The organism is Chryseobacterium koreense CCUG 49689, from assembly GCF_001045435.1.
GTDB classification, from domain to species: Bacteria; Bacteroidota; Bacteroidia; order Flavobacteriales; family Weeksellaceae; genus Kaistella; species Kaistella koreensis.
Genome location: NZ_LFNG01000001.1, coordinates 40,584 through 62,354, shown reverse-complemented (window position 1 = coordinate 62,354; position 21,771 = coordinate 40,584). Strand labels below are relative to the sequence as shown.

The window sequence follows — 21,771 nt, the reverse complement described above, 5'->3', positions numbered from 1 at the left end:
TTAGCGCTATAAGCGCTAACAAAGCTATTCCTCATCAAACAAACTTCCGATCGTGCCCTCTTCCGGGAAATCCTCGTCTTTCTCGCCGGAATCAATGGATGAAATAGATCCTTCAGTGGATTCCGCCTCATCATACCCGGGATTGATTTCCTCTTCAGGTTCCGGAATGGAGATGTTGATTGCCTTTACCTTTTCCTTAACAAATTGGTTTCCAATCGCCTTGATTCCTTTCACGCCGATGAATTCGTCAATATTGATGATTTCTGGTTCTTTCTCTTTTCCTTTGTCTTTGGCAAAAATAATTTCCGCGGTGGAATTATTCGCCACAATCACATTTTCAATGAACGATTTGGGATGTTCGGAAGGCATGAAGTTTTGAACATTGGTGTTGTTTTCCAACAAAAATCGCTTGATGAAATAGATTCCTTTTTCGCCGTCGAAATAAATACAGGTAATGGGTTGTTCGGGATTCCACTTTTCCAGGATGAGATATTCGTCATCAAATCGGTTGCTCAAATCGAATGTGACCAATTTGGCTTCGCCTTGTGAATTGATGGTCAGGATTTTATCGTCGCCCTTGAAAGTTCCGAGCAAAGTTCCCCGGGAATCGGCATTCAATCTTCGCACCGTATCGTCAAACCAGATTTTTCTTGGCGCCAAAGTAGAGAGTCCCTCTTCTTTTAGATCCACCTTTTTCACCGCATATTTGGTCACCAGATTTCCTTTGGAATCTCGGCCCTTAATCGCCAATTCACTGAAATCGATATCGATTTTGTTCTTTCTGATTCTGGCATTGGGTTTCAGGAGGACGGTTACCAATTCTGCTTCACCATTTGGATTTGCAGAGAAATACAGCATTTCAGAACCTTTTTTGTCTGAAGCCAATTTGTAGTCCGTATTTCTGGTCACACCGGTTACCGAAAAACGCTTCATGTAATAAGGTCCGTCTCTTCCTTCGCGATAAATCATGTTATAAACAGTGCGTTTATCATTTTTCTTCCACACCGCGACATGCTCGATATTTTTTCCGATAAAGGTTTTTGCTTCCACTTTTACCACTTTCATGGTTCCATCTTTTTGGAAGGTGATGATGTCGTCAATATCTGAACAGTCGAAAAGGTATTCGTCTTTTTTCAGAGAAGTTCCGATGAAGCCTTCTTCCCGGTTCACGTAGAATTTTTCGTTTGCCACCGCAACTTTCGTAGCATCGATGGTGTCAAAAATTCTCAATTCTGTTTTTCGTTCTTTACCTTTTCCGTATTTCTTTAAAATATTGGTGTAATAATCAATGGCATAAGCTATTAAATTGGCAAGATGATGTTTTACCTGCTCTATTTTTCCTTCCAGTGCCAGAATATTTTCTTTGAATTTGTCCAGATCAAAACGGGAAATTCGCTTGATGCGGATTTCGGTCAATCGGGTAATGTCTTCTTCGGTAACCGCTCTCAAAAGATGCTTTGTGTGCGGTTTCAATCCGTTGTCGATGGTTTTGATTACCTCTTCCCAAGATTTTACTTCCTCGATATCGTGATAAATTCTGTTCTCGATAAAGATCCGTTCCAATGAAGAAAAATGCCAGTTTTCCTGGAGTTCATGAAGCTCGATTTCAAGCTCTTTTTTAAGCAAAGAAACGGTGTGGTCGGTATTTCGTCTTAAAATCTCTGAAACGGAAAGGAATTCCGGTTTGTCGCCCACAATTACGCATGCATTCGGTGAGATCGGGATTTCGCAATCCGTAAACGCATAAAGTGCATCAATCGTTTTATCCGGCGACACGTCGTTGTTCAGCAGGATGTTGATTTCCACCTGGTCAGAGGTGTTGTCCTCGATTTTCTTGATTTTGATCTTTCCTTTTTCATTGGCTTTAATGATGGAATCGATCAAATCACCGGTATTTTTCCCGAAAGGAAGCTCGTTAATGCAAAGTGTGTGTTTGTCCTTTTGGATGATTCTGGCTCTTGCACGGATTTTGCCGCCCCGTTCTCCGTCGTTGTAGTTGGAAACATCCAGCATTCCACCTGTTTGAAAATCCGGGAACAGTTCAAACTTTTTGCCCTTCAGATATAAAATCGAAGCATTGACCAGCTCGATGAAGTTGTGGGGCATAATTTTCGTGGAAAGTCCTACGCCAATTCCTTCAACTCCCTGTGCTAAAAGCAGCGGAAATTTTACTGGAAGGTCGATCGGCTCATTATTTCTGCCATCATAGGATTTTACCCACGCCGTTGTCTTTGGATTGAAAACCACCTCCATAGCGAAAGGGGTTAGTCTTGCTTCGATGTATCTCGCAGCGGCGGCGGAATCCCCGGTGTAGATATTTCCCCAGTTTCCCTGGGTATCGATCAAAAGTTCTTTTTGACCAATCTGCACCATGGCGTCGGTAATGGAAGCATCTCCGTGTGGATGGTACTTCATGGTATTCCCGACAATATTCGCTACTTTGTTGTATCGGCCATCTTCCAATTCGCGCATGGAATGCATAATTCTGCGCTGTACCGGTTTGAAACCGTCATAAATGGAGGGAATCGCACGATCCAAAATTACGTACGATGCATAATCCAAAAACCAGTCCCTGTATAGGCCTGAAACTTTTTTCAGTGATTCTCCTTGCGGATTTTCTTGTTCTTCCATCAACTATTTTTCTCTCTTTCTTGATTAGCTTTAATGACTTTACTTAATGAAAATTTCAAATCCTTTAATTCTTTGCCGGTAAGATAAGAAACATCATATTTGAGTATGATTAAATTGTTTTTTTTGCTTGAAATGGTAATGTATAACCGTTTAAATATTAATATATTAACAAACTCATATTGTAAAAGTTTATATTTCGGGAATTCGTCCCGAACCGGTTTATTGAAGAAGGTCAACACATTTCTATTTCTGAAGTTCAAAGCTTCGCCATCGCTATCATATTCAAATATCTGTCTTCCACTGAAAATGAAAATCAGGGCAAGTAAGGCAGGAATTATGATAAGCAATACGCTTTTCCACCCTAAAATATAAAAACGATATTGTTCTAAAACAAAAAATGCGGCACCCAGAAACAAGGTCATCAAAATCAATGAACTTAAGAAATAAAAAAATTTTGCCTTCTTGCTGTTGTTTAGCCTCATTTCTCGGTCTGTTTCTAAGCTTCTTCCAGTGTTTTCTTTTTATCGATATCTGGATCTTCAACGACCAGGTTTTCCAGGATAAAAGTTTGTCTGTCGGGCGTATTTTTTCCCATGTAGAACTCTAATAGCTGGTCAATGGTTTGATCTTTACCCAAAACTACCGGTTCCAGACGGATGTCTTTTCCGATAAATACTTTAAATTCTCCGGGGTCAATTTCTCCCAAACCTTTGAATCGAGTAATTTCCGGATTTTTCCCAAGTTCCTCCAGTGCAAGTAACCTTTCGGCTTCATTATAGCAATATCTGGTTTCTTTTTTATTCCTCACCCTAAACAGCGGTGTTTGCAGGATGTAAAGATGCCCGTTTCTGATCACATCTGGAAAAAACTGAAGGAAAAAAGTAATCATCAAGAGCCGGATATGCATTCCGTCCACATCTGCATCGGTCGCTATGATGACGTGGTTATAGCGCAAATCCTCTAATGAATCTTCAATATTTAATGCGGCTTGCAACAGGTTGAATTCATCATTTTCATAGACTACCCTTTTTGTCAAGCCATAACAATTCAGTGGTTTACCTTTCAGCGAAAAGACTGCCTGTGTTTCCACATCGCGGGTTTTGGTGATGGACCCAGAAGCGGAATCCCCTTCCGTAATGAAAATCATGGTTTCAGATTTTCTGTCGGCTTTCTGGTCGTTGTAATGTTGTCTGCAATCGCGCAGTTTTTTGTTGTGCAGCGATACTTTCTTAGCTTTTTCTCTTGCCAGTTTCTGAATTCCCGATAGTTCTTTTCTTTCCCGTTCGGAAATGATGATTTTTTTGAGGATGGCTTCCGCAATCTCCGGATTTTTATGGAGGAAATTATCTAGTTTATTTTTAAGGAAATTGGTTGTGAAAGCTCTTACCGTTTCCTTTCCGGGCTCCATTTCGTTGGAACCCAATTTTGTTTTGGTCTGCGATTCGAAAACAGGTTCGATCACTTTCACCGCTACCGCAGCGATGATGGATTTCCGAATATCTGCCGCTTCAAAATTTTTGTTGAAGAATTCCCGGATCGTTTTCACATAAGCTTCACGAAAAGCATTGAGGTGAGTACCGCCTTGGGTAGTATATTGGCCATTAACAAATGAAAAATACGTCTCAGACTGCGATTTATCTGAATGGGTGATGGCAACCTCAATGTCTTCATCGGTTAAATGAATGATCGGATACAGGATTTCGCCCTCAAGCTCTTCTTCCAATAAATCCTTTAAACCATTTTCAGAAAAGTAGGTTTCGCCATTAAAAACTATTTTCAGACCCGGATTCAGGTAACAATAGTTTTTCAGCATTTTTTCGATGTACTCCTTTCTGAATTTGAAATGGGTGAAAATCGTGGAATCAGGGATAAAGGTGATTTCAGTACCGTTTCGGTCGGTAGATTCCGTTTCTTGGTAATCTTTGGTAATGATTCCTTTCGAGAATTCTGCCATTTTCATTTTTCCGTCTCGCACAGATTTTACCTTGAAATAATCTGAAAGTGCGTTCACAGCTTTGGTTCCGACTCCATTCAAACCGACCGATTTCTTGAAAGCCTTGGAATCGTATTTTCCGCCGGTATTCATTTTTGAAACTGCGTCTACGACTTTGCCGAGGGGAATTCCCCGCCCGAAATCACGGATCGTTGCCTTGCCTTCATCGATTTTGATTTCGATTCTTTTTCCGGCTTTCATCACGAATTCATCTATGGAATTGTCAATGATTTCTTTAAGCAAGATATAGATACCATCGTCAGCAGATGATCCATCCCCTAGTTTCCCGATATACATTCCGGGGCGAAGACGGATGTGCTCCTGCCAATCAAGGGTCCTAATGTTGTCGTCAGTATAGTTTACAGTATTGTTTTCACTCATATTGGTGTAGTCCGGTTAATGGGGAATCTCCTTTTTTATTCAATAACCCACAAAAATAGCGAAAGGAAAATTATATTTAAAATATTGTGGAAAAGTTTTGTGAAAATCAAAAAGAAAAGCCGCACTTCCTTTGGAAGCCGGTTCTTCTGCTGCAAAATGTCCAAATCCATTTGCGGCACTAGTGATAATCACTGTCTTATTTTTCTTATTTCCCTAAAGCTTATACTGCCAAATATCCACCATCAACAGGATAGTATGAACCGGTAATAAATGAAGCATCATCGGAAGCCAGGAACAGAATCAGATTGGCAACTTCCCGCGCTTCACCAAGTCTTCCGAAAGCATGTTTTGTTTCTAAGTAATTAAGGGCTTCTTTACCCATCGATTCCTCGTTGACCAAACCCGTATAAATAAATCCGGGACCAACAGCATTTACGCGCACCTTATCAGTAGCATATTCCCAAGCTGCGGATTTGGTAAGTCCCACCACACCATGTTTGGCGGCTACATAACCTGCAGAATTTGCAAAACCGACTTGACCAAGAATGGATGCGATATTGATGATGCTGCCACTGCCATTTTTCACCATTTCAGGTGCTTGATATTTTACGCCATAAAAAACTCCGGACAGGTTGATATCAATGACTTTTTTCCAACCTTCTACCGACATGTCTCCTACTTTGTTGCTTTCACCTCCAATTCCGGCATTATTCACAGCTACATCCAGTTTTCCGAATGCTTTTACTGTTTCTTCCACAAGTTTCTTGTGATCTTCAGGATTTGAAGAATCCGCTTTTATGAAAAGTGCTTCTCCGCCATTATTTTTTATTTCATCCACCACAGCGTTTCCATGCGATTCATTGATGTCGGTCACCACTACTTTTGCGCCTTCTTTGGCGAACAACAATGCGGTTTCTTTTCCTATTCCTGAACCAGCACCCGTAATAATGGCGACTTTGTTTTCTAACTTTTTCATATGATTAATTTATTTAAATTTTCATCGAAGAATTTATTCCAATAAGCAGTAAATAACTATTTGTAAAGTTAGCGACTTAAATTCCGGCAGAGGTTGATGTCTGTCAATTTAACGTCTTTTTATCATTTGATTAAGAAAAAATTGGCACCAAAAAAAGCGAACATTTCTGTTCGCTTGATATTATAAGATCTTACAAAAAAATTCAGAAGAGGGATATCTCCGAACTATCTTGTTGATTACACGTTAAACCTAAAATGCATTACATCGCCGTCTTGAACGATGTATTCTTTTCCTTCGACACCCATTTTTCCAGCTTCTTTCACTTTTGCCTCGGTTCCATATTTCGCGAAATCATCATATTTAATGACTTCCGCACGGATAAATCCTTTTTCGAAATCGGTGTGTATGACTCCCGCTGCTTGCGGTGCTGTCCAGCCTTTTCCGATGGTCCATGCACGAACTTCCTTCACTCCCGCTGTAAAATAAGTCTGCAGCTGGAGCAAATCATATGCTTTTCGGATGAGTCGGTTTACTCCGGGCTCTTCCAGCCCAAGTTCCTCCAGAAACATCTGTCTTTCCTCGAAAGTTTCCAGTTCGTTGATATCGGCTTCAATTTGTGCGGCGAGAACAACCACTTCTGCGCCCTCGTTTTTTGCCATTTCTTCAATCTTTGGAATCCATTCATTTCCGTTTTTGATGGAATTCTCGTCCACATTACAGACATAGAGCACCGGTTTTTTGGTCAGCAAATGTACTTCGTCTATCACGGATTGCGCGAAATCATCTGCCGGAAATTCCCTGGCGTTTTTACCGTCTTCCACAAACTTCTGCAGATTCAGCAAGGTTTCATAAGTTAAAACGTCTTCTTTCTTCCCCGATTTGATGAACTTCTTGGCTTTGTCAACCGCCTTTCCTAAAGTTTCCAAATCCTTTAGCTGAAGTTCAATATCGATAATTTCCTTATCGCGAATCGGATCTACCGACCCTTCCACGTGGATAATATTCCCGTTGTCAAAACATCTCAAAACATGGATGATGGCTTCGCATTCTCGGATATTTGCCAGGAACTGATTTCCCAGACCTTCGCCTTTTGAAGCGCCTTTCACCAAACCTGCAATATCCACGATTTCCACAACCGCCGGCAAAACCCGTTCCGGATTTACCAGTTTTTCAAGTTCAAAAAGTCGCGGATCCGGAACGGAAACGGTTCCCAAATTGGGCTCAATCGTGCAAAAGGGATAGTTTGCAGATTGCGCTTTGGCATTGCTTAAACAGTTAAAAAGGGTTGATTTTCCTACATTCGGAAGACCTACGATTCCACACTTCATATTGGTGATTGCATTTGGCAGTTGCTACCGAAAATTATCGGAATGGTTTCTGCGGTTAAAATTAAAGTGTGCAAAGATAGTGTTTTAGGCGCAGTTTTTAAAAACAAAAATCTGCTTTTCGCAGCAGATTTATTTGGATTAAATTGGGATTCAGGGATTTTCGGCAGTGGCATTTCTTGCATCTTCTGCATCATCTGGTGCACTTTGCAAGGTTTTGTCGAGGTTGAAAAGTGATTCATCTGATGCTTTTTCGCCGCCCGCAATTTGAAGCTGGTCGATCAGGTTCATTGCCAAAGTTTCTTCCTCAATCTGCTCTTTCACGAACCATTGAAGGAAATTCCAGGTGGCCCAATCTTTTTCGTCAAATGCCAAATCCACCAATTTGTAGATTGCGGTGGTATTATCAACTTCGTGCTTAAAGACTTTGTTGAAACAGTCGGTCAGATTTTTCGGGTCTGCTCCCGGTTTGGGAATGGCGCCGATTGAAGGTTTTCCGCCTCGGTCCAAAATGTAGCGCATGAATTTGATCGCGTGATTACGTTCTTCCTGAGCATGCCGGAAAAGAAAACTTCCGATTCCCTGATAACCTTTGTCTGTAGCCCAAATTCCATAAGAAAGATAAACATGGGATTGCAGATCTTCCACATTCATTTGGTCACTCAGTGCTTTTTCCATTGCCGGAGATAGTCTTTTGGTATTCATAATGATATTTTTTGTGATTCGATTTAGAGCTGCAATAATGATTCCTTTATAAAAAATATGGGCAATTTTAGCAGTTTTTTAACAATTGAATTGACTATTCTGAAAGGGCAAGAATTAATTTTTAATATTGATAATCAGTGTTTTAAAAATAATTTTACTTTATACCTAAAAAAATAGTTGTAAATACAGAATTAATTTCTACATTTGTATCACTAATTAAATAGTTATATGAAAATTCCACAACTGACCAAAGCAGAAGAACAGGTGATGCAATATCTTTGGGATTTGGAAAAAGCATTCCTAAAGGACCTCTTGGACAAATTTCCGGAACCAAAACCACACACAAACACGGTTTCTACCATTTTAAAGGTATTAAAAGATAAGAATTTCGTGGATTACAAAATTTTTGGGCGACAACACGAATATTTTCCGTTGGTCTCCAAGGAAAAATACAGTGGCAAGTCCATGAAAAGCCTGGTGAAAAACTACTTTGAAGGATCCTACAAAAACGCAGTTTCGTTCCTTGTGGAGAAGAACGAAATGAGCGTAGAAGATTTGGAAATGCTGCTGAATGAACTTAAAAATAAAGACTAATGGAAACCCTGCTCTATTTCGGGAAAGTTATTTTATGTTCCGGTGTAATGTTTTTGTACTATCGGTTGTTTCTTAAAGACAAGACTTTCCACCACTACAACCGGTTTTACCTGTTGTCTGTTTTATGGGTGAGTTTGCTTTTGCCATTACTTAAAGTGAGTTATTTTACACTTGAAGTAAATAATGATATTTATTTGTTATTCAATAAGTTACAAAATTTTAATTCCAACTATAATTCAGACCATGATTTCATTTATCTTAAAATTACTGCTTTCATTTTTGGACTGGTTTCTGTCTTTTTTCTAGCCAGACTGATTTTTGGTTTAATTAAAATTCAACTGCTCAAAAAACAATTTTCCAAAGAGCGGTTTGAGGGAATCAGCTTTTATGAAACAGATTTGCAGGAAGCTCCGTTTTCATTTTTCAAAAATTTATTTTGGAAGAAAAGCATTCTCCTTCAATCCGATTTGGGAAAGCAGATCCTGAAGCATGAGATGGTCCACATCGAGCAGAAACATTCCTGGGACAAAATTTTCATGGAATTGGCCACTTCCCTATTTTGGTTCAACCCGTTTTTCCACCTGATCAAAAAAGAAATTACCCTTGTCCACGAATATCTCGCAGACAAGAAAGCCATAAAAAATTCGGACACAAAGGCATTTGCGCAGATGCTTTTAGCAAGTCACTTTTCCGGAAAACAGTTTCCTGCAACGAGTCCGTTTTTCAATTCCAATCTTAAAAGAAGATTAATAATGCTAAAAAAATCAAAAACAAAATTCAGTTATGCGCGAAAGATTTTTGCGTTGCCACTGCTATTCGCCATTGGGTTCATCTACCTTGTGAATGCGAAAAACAGGGAAATCAGGAAAACCAATCTCGAAATCGAACAACTGATTTCCGAACTCCAAACAGACACTTTAAAACCTAAAACCAATTCAACGGAAGAGGTCATCGCCCCTCAGAAAATGGTTAAAAAAGATTCTTTACCTAGTCCTGAAAATCCACCTAGAAGTGAAATTGCTTTGGGAACAGACGGAACAAAAATTCACCAGCAACATCCTGAACTATTTTTAGACGGAGGTGAGAGAGCGGAAAAAATTCGAAAAGAAATCGAAGCGAAACGCGTAGAAATTGAGCCCTTGCGAATTGCTCTTGAATCAAGAAATTCAGAAGCCAGAAAATTTGGTGAAGAATTAAGAAATAAAGGTGAAGAATACCGAAAAATGGCAGAAAAGATGAATTGGGACGATCCAAAATTCAAAAAGCTGCAAAAAGAAATGGACGAATTAAATTTGAAAATGGATGGTATTTTTAATTCGCCCGATTTTAAAACGAAAATGGAAGCCATGAATTTCAAGTTTGGTGAATTGGATAAACTGTTTGCCGATTTGGACAAATTCTACCAAAGCGATGATTTTAAAAAACAGATAGAAATCTCTACGGAAAGTGCCATCAAAGCTCAGGATTTTGTCAATTCAAAGGAATTTAAGAATATGATGAGAAATGCTGAAAATCAGGCAAGAGTCGCAGAAAAAGCAGCGAAAAATGCGGAGAAGCTCGTGAATTCAGTAGAGTTTAAGCAAAATTTGGAGAACGCGAAAAAAGCAGCCCAAATCGGAAAATCCAATGTCATCGTCATCAACGGCGTGGGAAAAACACTTGCAACCGACGACGAAACCAAAATCTTCCTGGATGGAAAACCGATTACCAAATCTGAAATGGAAAAATTTCCTGCGGACAAAATTGAAAAAATGGAAGTCAACAAAAAAGGTTATGAGGGGAAAACAAATTCAGAGATCCGCATCTACACCAAAAAATAAACTTCATGCTTTGCCAATCCCGAAACTTTGGGATTGGCAAAGTTTTTTTCTGTACCTTCACAAAAAAATCGATGACACACAAAATCCTTCCTTTCCTAATTCTCCTATTCGTGATTGGAAATGCGCAAAACCAGCGTTTTATCTACGAATACAAATTCATTATCGACTCAACCGACCGTGAAAATTTGGAAAAAGAATTAGTGGTTTTACAAGTGAACTCCAAAGGTTCGGAGTTTTACAGCTACCAGAAATTTAAGATGGATTCCCTTGCTTCCATCGACGTTGATAAGCAAATACACAATGATTCCGAAATCATCAATCCCAAACACATTTACCGCGGGAAAATTAATTACACTGTTTCCAAAATGTACCCATCGTTTGAAACGTATTTTAAAACCTTTATGGGAGCCAACGAATACAAAGTTTCCGATGATAGAAAGCCCAATTGGAAAATTCTACCGGAAAAAGAAAAAGTGGGGGAATTCAGCACCCAGAAAGCGGAAACGAAAATGTATGGGAGAACATGGACCGCTTGGTTTTGTACAGAAATCCCAATTCAAGACGGTCCCTACAAATTTCATGGTTTACCCGGATTAATATTAAAACTGTCTGACAAAAGCAGCAGTCATATTTTTGAACTGAAAGGGATTTCAAAAAACTCCGGAAGAGAGCCGTTCAAAGTCGATCCGCGAATTATTGCACCTGCAGAAGTCGCCATTAACCAGAAACAATATCAGAAGTTATTTCTTGAACTTAGAAATGATCCCGGAAAAACGCTGCGTGAACTGATGAACCGAAATGACGTAATAAAGGTAATTGGTGAAGACGGAAAAGAAGTTGATCTGGCAGAAATGCTCAGAAAAGGAGAACAGCAGGGAAAAGAGCAAAGGGCAAAAAACAACAACCTTCTGGAGCTGGATTTAATAAAGTAGTTTTCTCTGACTTTTTTCATATTGATTCCAAAACCAATTTTTCCTACCTTTATTCCATTAAACCAACAAATTTTTAGGTCATGGAAAATCATACTTTAACCCACGAATTTCCGGAATATGAAGTGAAAATCAGAAATCTGAAAGCAGCCGATGAAAGTTTCAAAAAACTGTATGTAAATTATGAAGAAGTGAATGCACTCATCGCCCATTACGAAGATGGCGGCGAAAACCATACTACAGACGAACATTTGACGGATTTGCGGAGAAAGCGGGTACACTTGAAAGATGACATCTATGCGTTTTTAAATCAGCATTAAAATATTTTCTAAACACAACAAAAGCGGCTGAAAAGTCGTTTTTTTTGTTTCCTCCCTCTCTTTTCCAGAGTCATTATTTAGTCATTCTGATTATGCGAAACTAGCTTTGATTTAACTTTCTTTAATTTTTAACATTAAATATTATTAATTCTTTACGCATTAATGTGTAATCCGTCAAAAAACATTACTTTTGCACCGTCAAAAAATGATTATGCAAAACATTAGAAATATTGCGATTATCGCACACGTTGACCACGGAAAAACTACTCTGGTCGACAAAATCATCCACGCTACACACATTTTCAGAGATAATCAGGAATCTGGAGATTTAATCATGGACAATAATGATCTGGAGCGTGAAAGAGGAATTACCATTCTCTCAAAAAACATTTCGGTGACCTATAAAGACACCAAAATTAATGTGATCGATACTCCGGGTCACGCCGATTTCGGTGGTGAAGTGGAAAGGGTTTTGAAAATGGCAGATGGGGTAATCCTTTTGGTGGACGCTTTCGAAGGACCAATGCCGCAAACAAGATTCGTTTTGCATAAAGCATTGGAATTAGGCTTGAAACCAATTGTGGTCATCAATAAAGTGGACAAACCAAACTGCAGACCGGAAGAAGTTCATGACCAGGTTTTCGATTTGTTCTTCAATCTGGATGCGACTGAAGAGCAATTGGACTTCCCTACTTTTTACGGTTCCTCAAAACAAGGCTGGTTCAATACCAGTTTAGAACCGGCAGATTCTATTTTGCCTTTGTTGGACGGTATTCTGAAATATGTTCCGGAACCGAAAACCGAGGAAGGAAATCTTCAAATGCAGATTACCTCTTTGGATTTTTCCTCATTTTTAGGTCGAATCGCGATCGGGAAAGTAGCAAGAGGTACGGTGAAAGAATCCCAGTGGATCGGTTTGGCGCAGGAAGGTGGCAAAATCGTGAAAGGAAAAGTAAAGGAATTATATGTTTTCGAAGGACTCGGAAAGAAAAAAGTTCAGGAAGTTCATGCCGGAGATATTTGTGCAATCGTAGGTTTCGACGCTTTCCAGATCGGTGATACTTTCGTGGATATGGAAAATCCGGAACCATTGCCGAGAATCGCGATTGACGAACCGACTTTGAACATGACCTTTTCCATCAACAACTCCCCTTTCTTCGGGAAAGACGGAAAATATGTGACTTCCAACCACCTGAAAGAAAGATTGGAAAAAGAGCTGGAGAAAAACCTTGCTTTAAGAGTGGAACAAACCGATGATGCCAATACATTTTTGGTTTTCGGACGTGGAATTCTGCACCTTTCGGTTTTGATTGAAACCATGAGAAGAGAAGGTTACGAAATGACGATCGGTCAGCCGCAAGTTATTTTAAGAGAAATTGACGGTGAAAAATGCGAACCTTATGAATCAATGGTAGTGGATGTTCCGGAAGAGTTTGCTTCCAGAGTAATTGATTTGGCGACCCAAAGAAAAGGTGATTTGTATATCATGGAAACCAAAGGCGAAATGCAGCATTTGGAATTCGAAATTCCTTCCAGAGGATTGATCGGACTGCGTTCGCAAATGTTGACCGCGACCGCCGGAGAGGCGATTATGGCACACCGTTTCGTAGATTACAAACCTTTCAAAGGGGCCATTCCGGGAAGAAGCAATGGGGTTTTGGTATCGAAAATCCAAGGTCCTTGTACCGCTTATTCCATCGAAAAACTGCAGGACAGAGGTAGGTTCTTCGTGGATCCGGGTGAGGAAGTTTATGCAGGTATGATCGTGGGAGAACAAAACAAACCGGGAGATTTGGTAGTAAACATCGTGGAAGGAAAACAGCTGAACAACATGCGTGCTTCAGGAAAAGACAAAGACGGAAGCATAGCCCCTAAAATGCAGTTCTCCTTGGAAGAATGCATGGAATACATCCAGGGCGACGAAGCGATTGAGGTAACCCCGAATTTCATCAGAATGAGAAAGAAAATCCTGTCTGAGGAAGAGAGAAAACGTGCAGAAAGGGTATCGAAAGCTGAGTAATTCAGGAAAAAACAAAAAGATATATGTAAAGACGCTGATTGGCGTCTTTTTTTATATTTTTGCCTCCATGAACATCCCAAAATTAAAATATACCGCACTCGTTATCTTAAGTTTATTAGTTGCTTCCTGCTCTACCCAGAAACCGAAAAAAACGAGTCAAAGCACTAAACCTCTTACCACAAAACCGGTTGTTCCGGCAAAAACAAAGACCGAAGTTCCTGCAACCAAAAAAATCGACTTACCTGAAGTCAAAAGAGAATTCCGGGCTGCATGGATTGCAACAGTAGCGAATATCAACTGGCCTTCAAAAAACAACCTCTCCGTGGACGAACAAAAAAGGGAGGCAATCCGGTTGCTCGATTTATTGAAAGACGCCAATTTCAATGCGGTGATTTTCCAGGCACGACCTTCAGCGGATGCTTTGTACAAAAGTGATTTGGAACCTTGGTCGTATTTCTTGACCGGTCAGATCGGGAAAGCACCTTCCCCATTTTATGATCCGCTGGAATTTTGGATTGACGAAGCTCACCAACGCGGAATGGAACTCCACGTTTGGCTGAATCCATACCGTGCTCATCACACCACGGGCGGAAATGTGACCTCTGAAAGTTTGGCTTCGAAAATGTCCGAACAGACTTACAAACTCCGAAACGGAATGTACTGGATGGATCCTTCTGATGAAAAAGTGCAAAACCACGTCTCAAAAGTCATCAATGATTTAGTAAAACGGTACGATATTGATGCAATTCACATTGACGATTATTTTTATCCCTATAAAGAATACAACGGCGGAAGAGATTTCCCGGACGACAAAAACTGGAACAGGTACAAAAATTCCGGCGGAACCCTTTCCAGAGCAGACTGGCGAAGAGCCAACGTCAACAAAATCATCAAAAACATCCACGATGAAATCAAAAAGGAGAAACCATACGTGAAATTTGGAATCTCGCCTTTTGGAATCTGGAAACCTGGTTTCCCGGCAGGAATTACGGGATCTTCACAATATGACGAACTTTACGCCGATGCAAAACTTTGGCTCAATGAAGGTTGGTGCGATTATTACGCGCCACAACTTTATTGGAAAGAAGGCGGACCTCAGAGTTTTTCCGCACTTTTGAAATGGTGGAAAGATGAAAACATTAAGAACATCCATTTGTGGCCAGGATTAAATACGGTGGGAGTAAAAGCTGCGGACAGACCTTCGGAAATCATTGGTCAAATGAACACGATCCGAAGAATAATGCCGAAAAATACCGCAGGTGAAATCCATTACAGTACGGACGGACTCACAAAAAATCCCGCCATGCTTAATATGGTTAAAAACCATTACAAAGAAAAGGCATTGACGCCTTTATCGCCGTGGATTAAGACAGAGCCAGTTTTGAAACCCGAACTTAACGCGAGAAAAAATGGAAATGATGCAGAAATCCACTGGTTGTCGAGAAATCCGCAACAGGCGAAACATTTCATCCTTTATGCCAAATATGGCAACCAATGGGAAACGGAAATCCTGAACGGAGACGAACACACGAAAATTCTTCCGATGGTAAAATCCGGTATTCACTTGACCGATCTGGCTTTGAAAGCTGTGGACAGATTAGGAAATGAAAGCGATTATGTGGCGGTGGAAATCCATTAAACTTCTTTAGTCAAAACAGCCAAATATTGGTCACTTCGATCTTCGAGGGCGATTTTCACCTTCCATCCCGATTTGTTGGCGAGATCCCTCATCGTTTGGCGGTCCAGATAAAGCCAGTGAAACCAGTCTGTGAAATTACCATCATATTCGTAGCGGCATTTTATCTGCCCATAATATTGATCAGGTTTTTGCAGGTTTTCATACATATACGAAACGTCGCACGAGTCAAAGATGATCTGTCCGTTTTCAGTCAGTAAATCTTCTGCTTTTTCTAAAAATTTCAAGAATCCATCTAGTGTTGACGAAATCCCGATTCCATTCATCATCAACAATAAAGTATCGTATTTTTCACCTTTAAATTTAAAGAAATCCTCACAAATGATTTTCTGCACTCCACGGTCTTTCATGACTTCACAAGCGGAAGGAGAGATTTCAAGGGCAGTAACGTCCAAACCATTCTTTTGAAGATGCAATGCGTGTGATCCAGCTGCAGCACCAATATCCAATACTTTTCCCCTGCAAAGACCAATTGCTTTCCGCTCCAGTTCGGGCATTAACTCGATTTTTCTGAAATAATACGAAACCGGCATTTCCACTTTCGGCCCGAATGTGTCGCGTACAAAAAGTTTAGTTTTATTTTGCAAAAAATGGAAATCATGGATCGCTTTTCCGGGCAGGTCGCTCATTTTGTTTTGAATATTTAAAGTTTTAGTTTTCAAGTTCTTTCAGAATTTTGTTCACATCTTCTTCGGTAGTGGTCAACTTTTTCTTGCAAACCTTGATCAGTTCTGCAGCACGCTTTACTTTTTCCGAAAGTTGATCTACGGAAATGCTTCCGTCTTCGATTTCTTCCACGATTTGCTGCAATTCTTCGAAAGCGTCGGTGTATTTGAGTTCTTGTTCCGGCATTATTTTTTTGAATTTATGTTAGCGTTAATTTTTCCTTTAAACAAAGTGATTTCCAGATCATCACCAATAGAAACGGTGTCCGAATCGGTGATTGCAGTTTCATTAAACCGAGTGATGCTGAAACCCCGTTTCAAGGTGTTGATGGGATCCATTATATTGATGTTTTTTTGAAACTGACTGATTTTCGTCTGCTGATCGACCAGAAATCTTTTCGCAGAATTGTTAACTTTCTCTGAAAAATCTGTTGTCTTCCATTTGTTTCGGGATAAAATCGAATTTGAAACGGACTGAATATCTTTCGTTGTTGCACTTAAATCATTCCGTTTCTGGGTCAGATTTGAGGTTATTTGGTGCGAAATCTTTTGGGAAATGGATTTGATTTCACCTTGGTTTCGATTCACCAACTTTTCGGTTCCACTCTTCAGGAATTTTGCCGAAAGCTGAAGCTTTTCCTTTTGGTCATTCAGTGAATTTCTCGTGCAGCTGACTATTGAAGTTTGAGCTTCGGAAATGACCTGGTCAAAATCCCGGAATTTCTGCAGCAGGAATTCTCCGGTTTTGGTAGGCGTAATCGCGTTATAATGAGCGACCAACTCCGCTACGGTTTCATTGGTGGAATGTCCGATCCCGGTAATGACGGCGATAGGAAAATTGGCAATCGCGCTGGATATTTCGTAATGGTTAAAAGTCGTCAAACCCACATCACCACCGCCACCGCGAATGATGGCCACCACATCAAAATGATGGATTACTTTTCGGATTCTTTGCAGCTGCTCTACAATAGAGGTCACCGCTTTTTCTCCCTGCAGATATGCCGGAAAAAGCATATGGAAAAAACGGTAATTCAAAGGATTTTCATCAATGATTTTAAGGAAGTCTCCTAAACCTTTGCTCGTGCTTGCGGAAATAATTGCAATTCTTTGGGGCAAAAGTGGCAGTTCCTTCCGATGGTTTAAGTCGAAAATCTGTTCGGACTTTAATTTTTCGATCGTTTCGTTTTTTTCTCTTTGCAGGTCGCCTAAAGTGTAACTAGGATCAATATCCACGATCTGCAGCTGAACTCCGGAAGTAGGGTGAAACGTGATTTTGGCAAGAAACAAAATCTTCAACCCGTCTGAAAGCGGCATTTTCAAAACTTCCCGAAATCGGTCATTGATTCGGTCGAAATTTCCCTTCCACAAAACCGAGCGCATTTCAGCAACCACTTTGCCATCTTTTTTTTCCAGCAATTCCGGGTAGCAATGACCGGAATGGCTGTAATAATTCAGCTTGTTCATCTCCGCAGTGATCCAATACTCGGAATGGTATCTCGCCTCCAAAGTTTTCTTGATACTCGCCGCGACTTGGGAAAGCGTGAAAGTTTTTCGGGGTTCAGCTATTGAAGGCATCTGTGATTAATTTAAAACCAAATTAAATTTGACTTAAAAGTAGAAAATTTTTCGGGATTTACACATTAGAAATAAAAATCCTCTGTTAACAATCGTTACAGAGGATTTTTTGGTACCCAGGACCGGAATCGAACCGGTACATCTTGCGATACTAGAGTTTGAGTCTAGCGCGTCTACCAATTCCGCCACCTGGGCTGCTAAATTGGTGTGCAAATATAGAATTATTTTTTATTTTGAGAAAATAAATTTTTAATTTTTTTGTGGTTAAAAATCCAGTTTCAATCCGTCAAAAGCAAGGCGCACATTATCAGGAAGTTCAGAATTGGTCACCTCATGAAGTCCCATATAATGCGAGATATGCGTCAAAAAAAGTTTTTTGGGCTGCAATTCTTCATTCAGTTTCAAGATATCTGGCAAAATGAAATGGGCCGGATGCGGATTTTCTTTCCGGATACAGTTGAGAATCAGGTAATCCAAACCTTTTAGCTTTTCTTTTTCTTCTTCGCTGATCGCGCTTGCATCGGTGATGTAGGCCAATTTTTTAAACTTATAGCCAAAAATAGGAATCTTGAAATGCATCACTTCAATGGGAATAATTTCGGTGTCGAATAAATGTATGCTTTTGTTTTCAATTTCGTGAAGTTCAAACGAAGGCGCTCCGGGATATTTCACATTGGCAAAAGCATAGGGAAACCGGCTCATAATTTCAGCTCCTACCCTTTTGTTGGAATAAATGGGCATATCTCCTTTCCGCTTGAAAATCAATGGCCGCAAATCGTCCAAACCAATTACATGATCGTTGTGTTCATGAGTGATCAGCACCGCATCAACTTCTGTTTCGTGGTTCTGGAGCATCTGCATCCGGAAATCCGGTCCACAATCTATCAGGATTTTCTTCCCCGAATCGGTGGTAACCATCACCGACGAACGGAAGCGCCTGTCTTTTGGATTTTTTGAAATGCAGACTTCGCAATTGCAGCCAATCACTGGAACGCCTTGAGAAGTACCGGTTCCTAAAAATTTTAACTTCATTTTTTGAGTCGAAATAATGCTATTGCAAATTTAAGGATGATTTTCTCAGTCTTTCTTCGTCAGATCCAAATCCTCGAAATCGAATGAGAAATCGGTGACATCAGAAATCGGTTTCATTTTTGCGGAAACGGCTTTTCCGTTTTCATCCATGTTAAAGTTGATGAAAGCATCCGCATCATAGCTTCTGTCGTCCCATTTCGCAATCATCACGTTGGGTGAAAAAGGAAGCAGTTCGCCTTTCAGTCTTGGAGAATTTTTACAGAATATTCTGAAAGTTTTTCCATCACTGGAAATCACCACATCTCCAAACCACGGATCGTTGTAGGTTCCCACGATTTGTTCCGCTTTGATTTGGTTGTTTTTATCTTTTTTAAAGGTTTCAGATTTCGCAAAAATCTCCTTTTTGCCTTTTTCATAATCTGCGTTTACTTTCGTCATTCGTTCACCGTAAGTTTTCAGCCAGTTTCGGTCAGCAATTCCCAAATAAGAATCTTTCACGGTATTGGTAATGGTGCTGAAAGCCGCTCCGCTTTGCTGGTTGGTCAAAACCACGATTCCCAGTTTCAGATCCGGAATCAGGGTAAACTGAGTCACGGTTCCGATTAATCCGCCGGTGTGATAAACTTGCTTGTGGCCTTTCACATCCGTCAAAAACCAACCCAGTCCGTAACCGCCGAAATTGGAGTCGTAAGGGTTTTTCAAGGCGACCGGTGTGGAAATCTGCAAATTCCACAACTGCTGAATTTGTTTGTCGGAAACGAGTTTTTTTCCATCTTTCGTGGTGAAACCGTTCATCAGAAATTCCGCCCAAATCGTCATGTCTTTGACGTTGCTGATGATTCCGCCTGCTGCATTTGCGGTCTCGTTCCAATCGTGTGGAACCGGAACCGCTTTTCCGTCAACCGGAGCATGAGCTTCTATGATATTGGAAACATTGGCCGCTTTTGCCCGATTATAACTTCCAAAACTGGAATTCATTCCTACCGGTTTCATGATTTTTTGTTCAATGAAATCTGCCCAGGAAAGCCCGGAAACTCTATGAATCACTTCTCCTGCCACGATGAACATGACATTGTTATAATCCAAAGTGCTTCTGAAGGAATTTTTCGGTTTCAAATATCTCACGTTGTGCACGATATCGTTTACAGAGCTACTTCCGCCCTCCGGAAAAAACATCAAATCTCCCTGTCCCAAACCCAGTCCGGCTCTATGTGTGCTCAAATCTTTAATGGTCACTTGTTGGGAAACGTACGGATCATACATTTGAAATTCCGGGATATATTGGGTGACTTTGTCATCGAACTTCAATTTTCCTTCGTCGGCCAAAATCGCTAAAGCCACTGCGGTAAATCCTTTGGAATTGGAGGCAATTCCGACCAAAGTGTTGTCGTCCATCGCTTGTTTGGTATTCATCGAACGGACACCGAATCCCTTTGAATAGATACTTTTACCATCTTTGATGATTCCAACCGAAATTCCAGGAACATCAAAAGTTTTCAAGGTGTTTTGAATGAGTTCATCAAGTTTCTTTTCCTCGATTTGAGAGAAACAGATGATAGACAAAAAAACAAGGAGCATGGACAGGTTTCGTTTCATAATGGAATTTTTGATTTCCCAAAGATAATTATAATTGACACAAAAACTGTTAAACTTCCGGCTTGCGTTTTTGGTCTTCCTACTTTTCTATTAACTTTGTAGAAAGTAAAAATGAAAAATAAACTGTGAATGGATACTAAAAAAGAATTTTTCCTGGAGTGCTACAAACTCGGCATCATCAAATTTGGACGGTTTACCTTGAAAAGCGGTATTGAAAGTCCTTTTTATGTGGATTTAAGGCCGCTTGCTTCCGATCCGAAAATTTTGAAAGATCTTGCCAATTATCTTTTGGAAATGCTTCCGCTTGATAATTTCGATTTAATTTGTGGAGTTCCTTATGCGGCACTTCCGATGGCAACGGCGATGTCCCTTGAAAGTTATATCCCGCTGATCATGAAGCGGAAAGAAGCCAAATCCCACGGCACTAAAAAACTGATCGAGGGAATTTTTTCAAAAGGTCAGAACTGTCTTTTGGTGGAAGATGTGATCACGTCAGGAAAATCGCTTTTGGAAACCATTCCAGAAATTGAAAATGAAGGAATTTCGGTTTCAGATATCGTGGTGGTTTTGGACAGACAGCAAGGTGGAAAAGAAATGTTGCAGAGCAAAGGATATAATGTCCATACCCTTTTTACGATTTCAGAAGTCTGCGATATATTGAAGGATGAAGGTCTTTTGATGGACGAAGAGGTGGAAAGAATCAATGATTTCTTACGTGGAAACGTAGTGAAATTCAAGGAAGAAAAACGGATTTCTTATGAGGATAAACTGAAAATCTGCGAACATTCCGTTGCCCAAAAATTGCTGCATATCGCCATCCAAAAAAAATCGAACCTGATTGTCTCCGCTGATGTCACCACCACTGCGGAATTGCTGAAGCTTGTGGAATTGGTCGGTCCGCACATCGTGGCTCTGAAAACCCACATCGACATTATTTCCGATTTTGATTCTGACCAAACGATTTTGCCACTGAAAGATTTGGCGGCAAAATACAACTTCCTTTTGATGGAAGACAGAAAGTTTGCGGATATCGGAAACACTCAGGAATTGCAATTTTCAATGGGCGTTTTCAAGATTTCAAACTGGGCAGATTTGGTCACCGCGCAAGTTATTGCAGGTTATGATTCCCTGGATTGTTTTAGGAATGTAGGTGTGGTCGCGATTCTCAGCATGTCTTCCACCGGAACTTTGACCGATATGGAATACCGGGAACAGGCGGTGAAAATTGCGGTTTCTCATCCGAACGTTTTCGGTGGTGTTGCCCAAAACAAGATTCCAAACGAACTTTTACTCTTTACTCCAGGTGTGAATCTTGCCGATTCCGGTGACGGAAAAGGACAGCAATACAACACGCCGGAATATGTCTTCAAAAAACTGGAAACCGACTTCATCATCGTGGGACGCGGAATCTACAAATCCGATGATGTGGAAAAAGCGGCACTGAATTACAAAATCGCAGGTTGGAATGCCTATGAGAATTCTCTTTGATGGACTAAAAAAGCCGATGATCGCT

The 21,771-nt window shown here is 40.4% G+C and carries 18 protein-coding genes and 1 tRNA gene; 7 read left to right on the top strand and 12 right to left on the bottom strand.

Annotated elements, in window-relative coordinates:
- Window positions 1-24: 24 nt before the first annotated feature.
- The 6 genes from ACM44_RS00280 to ACM44_RS00255 all read right to left on the bottom strand — a co-directional run bounded on the left by ACM44_RS00280 (window position 25) and on the right by ACM44_RS00255 (window position 8,011).
- Window positions 25-2,631, bottom strand: coding sequence for a DNA gyrase/topoisomerase IV subunit A (locus ACM44_RS00280; protein ID WP_048498099.1), 2,607 nt, complete (start codon window positions 2,629-2,631; stop codon window positions 25-27).
- Window positions 2,631-3,113, bottom strand: coding sequence for a hypothetical protein (locus ACM44_RS00275; RefSeq protein ID WP_048498098.1), 483 nt, complete (start codon window positions 3,111-3,113; stop codon window positions 2,631-2,633). Before ACM44_RS00275 ends, ACM44_RS00280 begins: the two co-directional genes overlap by 1 nt.
- Window positions 3,114-3,127: 14 nt before the next feature.
- Window positions 3,128-5,005, bottom strand: a complete 1,878-nt coding sequence (locus tag ACM44_RS00270; protein WP_048498097.1) for a DNA topoisomerase IV subunit B — start codon at window positions 5,003-5,005, stop codon at window positions 3,128-3,130.
- A gap of 220 nt (window positions 5,006-5,225) precedes the next feature.
- Entirely contained in the window at window positions 5,226-5,981 is a 756-nt protein-coding gene (locus ACM44_RS00265) for an SDR family NAD(P)-dependent oxidoreductase (RefSeq protein WP_048498096.1), read from the bottom strand.
- Window positions 5,982-6,217: 236 nt separating this feature from the next.
- Window positions 6,218-7,309, bottom strand: a complete 1,092-nt coding sequence (gene ychF / locus ACM44_RS00260) for a redox-regulated ATPase YchF (protein WP_048498095.1) — start codon at window positions 7,307-7,309, stop codon at window positions 6,218-6,220.
- Window positions 7,310-7,459: 150 nt separating this feature from the next.
- Entirely contained in the window at window positions 7,460-8,011 is a 552-nt protein-coding gene (locus ACM44_RS00255; RefSeq protein WP_048498094.1) for a ferritin, read from the bottom strand.
- A gap of 228 nt (window positions 8,012-8,239) precedes the next feature.
- Here ACM44_RS00255 and ACM44_RS00250 point away from each other — a divergent pair, with 228 nt between their 5' ends.
- From ACM44_RS00250 to ACM44_RS00225, 6 genes are all read left to right on the top strand, one after another.
- Complete coding sequence (locus ACM44_RS00250; RefSeq protein ID WP_048498093.1) at window positions 8,240-8,605, top strand: BlaI/MecI/CopY family transcriptional regulator; 366 nt, start codon at window positions 8,240-8,242, stop codon at window positions 8,603-8,605.
- Window positions 8,605-10,425: a M56 family metallopeptidase gene (locus ACM44_RS14810; protein ID WP_053215417.1), complete on the top strand. Its 1,821-nt coding sequence runs from the start codon at window positions 8,605-8,607 to the stop codon at window positions 10,423-10,425. The genes ACM44_RS00250 and ACM44_RS14810 overlap by 1 nt, the downstream gene beginning before the upstream one ends.
- A 71-nt stretch (window positions 10,426-10,496) precedes the next feature.
- Entirely contained in the window at window positions 10,497-11,357 is an 861-nt protein-coding gene (locus tag ACM44_RS00240; protein WP_048498092.1) for a GLPGLI family protein, read from the top strand.
- 80 nt (window positions 11,358-11,437) lie between these two features.
- A complete protein-coding gene (locus tag ACM44_RS00235; protein ID WP_048498091.1) occupies window positions 11,438-11,674 on the top strand; it encodes a YdcH family protein in 237 nt (78 codons plus the stop codon).
- Window positions 11,675-11,885: 211 nt separating this feature from the next.
- On the top strand, window positions 11,886-13,694 hold the full coding sequence (gene typA / locus ACM44_RS00230) for a translational GTPase TypA (protein ID WP_048498090.1): 1,809 nt from the start codon (window positions 11,886-11,888) through the stop codon (window positions 13,692-13,694).
- A gap of 67 nt (window positions 13,695-13,761) precedes the next feature.
- Entirely contained in the window at window positions 13,762-15,333 is a 1,572-nt protein-coding gene (locus ACM44_RS00225) for a glycoside hydrolase family 10 protein (RefSeq protein WP_053215416.1), read from the top strand.
- On the opposite strand, the gene ACM44_RS00220 is transcribed toward ACM44_RS00225, so the two are convergent.
- From ACM44_RS00220 to ACM44_RS00195, 6 genes are all read right to left on the bottom strand, one after another.
- Window positions 15,330-16,019 (bottom strand): class I SAM-dependent methyltransferase, encoded by a 690-nt coding sequence (locus tag ACM44_RS00220; protein ID WP_048498089.1) that lies wholly within the window; start codon window positions 16,017-16,019, stop codon window positions 15,330-15,332. The two genes, ACM44_RS00225 and ACM44_RS00220, sit on opposite strands and share 4 nt — an antisense overlap.
- A gap of 22 nt (window positions 16,020-16,041) precedes the next feature.
- Window positions 16,042-16,242: an exodeoxyribonuclease VII small subunit gene (gene xseB / locus ACM44_RS00215; RefSeq protein ID WP_048498088.1), complete on the bottom strand. Its 201-nt coding sequence runs from the start codon at window positions 16,240-16,242 to the stop codon at window positions 16,042-16,044.
- Entirely contained in the window at window positions 16,242-17,630 is a 1,389-nt protein-coding gene (gene xseA / locus ACM44_RS00210; protein ID WP_048498087.1) for an exodeoxyribonuclease VII large subunit, read from the bottom strand. The genes xseB and xseA overlap by 1 nt, the downstream gene beginning before the upstream one ends.
- 110 nt (window positions 17,631-17,740) lie before the next feature.
- Window positions 17,741-17,825: transfer RNA gene (locus ACM44_RS00205), tRNA-Leu, on the bottom strand.
- A 69-nt stretch (window positions 17,826-17,894) separates the two neighbouring features.
- Window positions 17,895-18,662, bottom strand: a complete 768-nt coding sequence (locus ACM44_RS00200; RefSeq protein ID WP_048498086.1) for an MBL fold metallo-hydrolase — start codon at window positions 18,660-18,662, stop codon at window positions 17,895-17,897.
- A gap of 45 nt (window positions 18,663-18,707) precedes the next feature.
- Window positions 18,708-20,258, bottom strand: a complete 1,551-nt coding sequence (locus tag ACM44_RS00195; RefSeq protein WP_048498085.1) for a serine hydrolase — start codon at window positions 20,256-20,258, stop codon at window positions 18,708-18,710.
- Window positions 20,259-20,387: 129 nt separating this feature from the next.
- Between ACM44_RS00195 and pyrF the strand changes: the two genes are divergently transcribed.
- Window positions 20,388-21,746 carry an orotidine-5'-phosphate decarboxylase gene (pyrF, locus tag ACM44_RS00190; protein WP_048498084.1) on the top strand — a complete coding sequence of 453 codons (1,359 nt, stop codon included), beginning with the start codon at window positions 20,388-20,390 and terminating at the stop codon, window positions 21,744-21,746.
- Window positions 21,747-21,771 lie beyond the last annotated feature (25 nt).

Excerpts from the sequence above, each read along its gene's own strand:
- ACM44_RS00195 (WP_048498085.1), bottom strand. The coding sequence starts at position 20,258 with ATGAAACGAAACCTGTCCATGCTCCTTGTTTTTTTGTCTATCATCTGT.
- ACM44_RS00235 (WP_048498091.1), top strand. The coding sequence starts at position 11,438 with ATGGAAAATCATACTTTAACCCACGAATTTCCGGAATATGAAGTGAAA.
- ACM44_RS00240 (WP_048498092.1), top strand. The coding sequence starts at position 10,497 with ATGACACACAAAATCCTTCCTTTCCTAATTCTCCTATTCGTGATTGGA.
- typA (WP_048498090.1), top strand. The coding sequence starts at position 11,886 with ATGCAAAACATTAGAAATATTGCGATTATCGCACACGTTGACCACGGA.
- ACM44_RS00270 (WP_048498097.1), bottom strand. The coding sequence starts at position 5,005 with ATGAGTGAAAACAATACTGTAAACTATACTGACGACAACATTAGGACC.
- ACM44_RS00225 (WP_053215416.1), top strand. The coding sequence starts at position 13,762 with ATGAACATCCCAAAATTAAAATATACCGCACTCGTTATCTTAAGTTTA.
- ACM44_RS00200 (WP_048498086.1), bottom strand. The coding sequence starts at position 18,662 with ATGAAGTTAAAATTTTTAGGAACCGGTACTTCTCAAGGCGTTCCAGTG.
- xseB (WP_048498088.1), bottom strand. The coding sequence starts at position 16,242 with ATGCCGGAACAAGAACTCAAATACACCGACGCTTTCGAAGAATTGCAG.
- pyrF (WP_048498084.1), top strand. The coding sequence starts at position 20,388 with ATGGATACTAAAAAAGAATTTTTCCTGGAGTGCTACAAACTCGGCATC.
- ychF (WP_048498095.1), bottom strand. The coding sequence starts at position 7,309 with ATGAAGTGTGGAATCGTAGGTCTTCCGAATGTAGGAAAATCAACCCTT.
- xseA (WP_048498087.1), bottom strand. The coding sequence starts at position 17,630 with ATGCCTTCAATAGCTGAACCCCGAAAAACTTTCACGCTTTCCCAAGTC.
- ACM44_RS00280 (WP_048498099.1), bottom strand. The coding sequence starts at position 2,631 with ATGGAAGAACAAGAAAATCCGCAAGGAGAATCACTGAAAAAAGTTTCA.
- ACM44_RS00265 (WP_048498096.1), bottom strand. The coding sequence starts at position 5,981 with ATGAAAAAGTTAGAAAACAAAGTCGCCATTATTACGGGTGCTGGTTCA.
- ACM44_RS00220 (WP_048498089.1), bottom strand. The coding sequence starts at position 16,019 with ATGAGCGACCTGCCCGGAAAAGCGATCCATGATTTCCATTTTTTGCAA.
- ACM44_RS00250 (WP_048498093.1), top strand. The coding sequence starts at position 8,240 with ATGAAAATTCCACAACTGACCAAAGCAGAAGAACAGGTGATGCAATAT.
- ACM44_RS00275 (WP_048498098.1), bottom strand. The coding sequence starts at position 3,113 with ATGAGGCTAAACAACAGCAAGAAGGCAAAATTTTTTTATTTCTTAAGT.
- ACM44_RS00255 (WP_048498094.1), bottom strand. The coding sequence starts at position 8,011 with ATGAATACCAAAAGACTATCTCCGGCAATGGAAAAAGCACTGAGTGAC.
- ACM44_RS14810 (WP_053215417.1), top strand. The coding sequence starts at position 8,605 with ATGGAAACCCTGCTCTATTTCGGGAAAGTTATTTTATGTTCCGGTGTA.